Origin of the sequence: Mycobacterium sp. (assembly GCF_035653355.1) — a bacterium.
Taxonomy (GTDB): Bacteria; Actinomycetota; Actinomycetes; order Mycobacteriales; family Mycobacteriaceae; genus Mycobacterium.
In genome coordinates this window covers 1-2,302 of sequence record NZ_DASRBZ010000364.1, presented here as the reverse complement: position 1 = coordinate 2,302, position 2,302 = coordinate 1, and the positions used below count along the sequence as shown (strand labels likewise).

At 67.2% G+C, this 2,302-nt stretch carries 1 protein-coding gene and 1 pseudogene; both read right to left on the bottom strand.

Annotated features, from left to right (window positions below):
* Positions 1–253: pseudogene (locus VFA16_RS12680) on the bottom strand (hypothetical protein); the annotation flags it as partial.
* Positions 254–542: 289 nt separating this feature from the next.
* Positions 543–2,302 (bottom strand): ATP-dependent Clp protease ATP-binding subunit (locus VFA16_RS12675; protein WP_324968147.1); only part of this gene is annotated, 1,760 nt, incomplete at its 5' end.

Sequence of the window (2,302 nt, the reverse complement as noted above, 5' to 3'; positions counted from 1 at the left end):
AGATGTACACCGCCTCACCGCGGATCTGTCCAAGCACGACGTTGCGGGCCGGGATCTGACCCACCGTCGACATCACCCCGCGCTTCCAGCGCTGGGGCAGGTCGCTGTTCTCCGGTTCGTAGTCGAAGCCGTGTGAGCGGGCCCATGACTTACGCCGCCTGCTGCGCCCTCGACGCCGATCGATGTCGACGTACAGCAGCACTGCCGCGCCGACAAAGCACAGCGCGGACAGGGTGAACCACAGCGGGACCATCCCGGCTAGCGTATCTGCTGTTAGCCCAGAACCGGGAATGTGAGCAGGTCACAACCAAATTAAGGTTTGCTAGTCCGCGCGTACAATCCCCTCACGAGCAGACGCAAAAGCTCCCAATTTCGTTGCGAAATGGGAGCTTTTGCGTGTGACCGGGCAGGGCCCGGCGAACACTGCTAGAGGATCAGCCCGTGGCGATCGCCAGCGCGGCGCAGCCGGGCGCAGCGGGTCGCCACAATCAGCCCGTGGCGATCGCCAGCGCGGCGCAGCCGGGCGCAGCGGGTCGCCACAATCAGCCGAGGATCAACGACTCGCCGTCGGGGCTGACGTTGACCGGCACGGTGTCGCCGTCGTGCACCTGGCCGGCGAGCAGCATCTTGGCCAGCTGGTCGCCGATGGCTTGCTGCACCAGCCGCCGCAGCGGGCGCGCACCGTAGACCGGGTCGAAGCCGCGCTGCGCGAGCCAGCGCTTGGCCTGCAGCGACACCTCCAGCTGCAACCGCCGCTGCGCCAACCGCTTCTGCAGCTGAGCCAACTGGATGTCGACGATCTGCACGAGCTCTTCGGGGTTGAGCCCGTCGAAGATCAGCACGTCGTCGAGCCGGTTGATGAACTCCGGCTTGAACGTCGCCCGCACCGCGGCCATCACCTGCTCATGCGTGCCGCCCGACCCCAGGTTGGACGTGAGGATCAGGATCGTATTGCGGAAGTCGACCGTGCGGCCCTGCCCATCGGTGAGCCGGCCCTCGTCGAGAACCTGCAGCAGCACGTCGAACACGTCCTGGTGCGCCTTCTCGATCTCGTCGAACAGCACCACCGTGTAGGGGCGCCGGAGCACCGCCTCGGTCAGCTGACCGCCGGACTCGTAGCCGACGTAGCCGGGCGGCGCCCCGATCAGCCGCGCCACGGAGTGCCGCTCGCCGTACTCGCTCATGTCGATGCGAACCATCGCGCGCTCGTCGTCGAACAGGAACTCGGCCAGCGCCTTGGCCAGCTCGGTCTTACCGACACCGGTCGGGCCGAGGAACATGAACGCCCCGGTCGGCCGGTTCGGGTCGGCCACTCCCGCCCGGCTGCGGCGCACGGCGTCGGACACCGCTTGCACGGCCTTGCGCTGCCCGACAACCCGCTTGCCCAGCTCGTCTTCCATCCGCAGCAGCTTGGCGGTCTCGCCTTCCAGCAGCCGTCCGGCCGGGATACCGGTCCACGCCGACACCACCTCGGCGATGTCGTCGGGGCCGACCTCTTCCTTGAGCATCATGGCCTCGCGGGCCTGCGCTTGCGGCAGCGCGGCATCGAGCTTCTTCTCCACCTCCGGGATGCGCCCGTAGCGCAACTCGGCGGCCTTGGCCAGGTCGCCGTCGCGCTCGGCGCGCTCGGACTCGCCGCGCAGCGTTTCCAGCTGCTCCTTGAGTTCGCGCACCGTGTCGATGGCGTTCTTCTCGTTCTGCCAACGCGTCGTAAGTTCTGCCAGCTTCTCTTTCTGGTCGGCCAGCTCGGAGCGCAGCTTCTCCAGCCGCTCCTTGGAGGCTTCGTCCTCCTCTTTAGCCAGCGCCATCTCTTCGATCTCGAGGCGGCGTACCAGCCGCTCGACCTCGTCGATCTCGACGGGCCGCGAGTCGATCTCCATCCGTAGCCGCGACGCGGCCTCGTCGACCAGGTCGATGGCCTTGTCCGGTAGGAACCGGGCGGTGATGTAGCGGTCGGACAGCGTGGCCGCCGCCACCAGCGCCGAGTCGGTGATCCGCACACCATGGTGCACCTCGTAACGGTCTTTCAGACCGCGCAGGATGCCGATCGTGTCCTCGACGGACGGCTCCCCTACATACACCTGCTGGAAGCGCCGCTCCAGCGCGGCGTCCTTCTCGATGTACTTGCGGTATTCGTCGAGCGTGGTGGCGCCGACCAGGCGCAGTTCGCCGCGGGCCAGCATCGGCTTGATCATGTTGCCGGCGTCCATCGCCGATTCGCCGGTCGCACCGGCCCCGACGATGGTGTGCAGCTCGTCGATGAACGTGATGATCTGGCCGGCAGAGTTCTTGATGTCCTCGA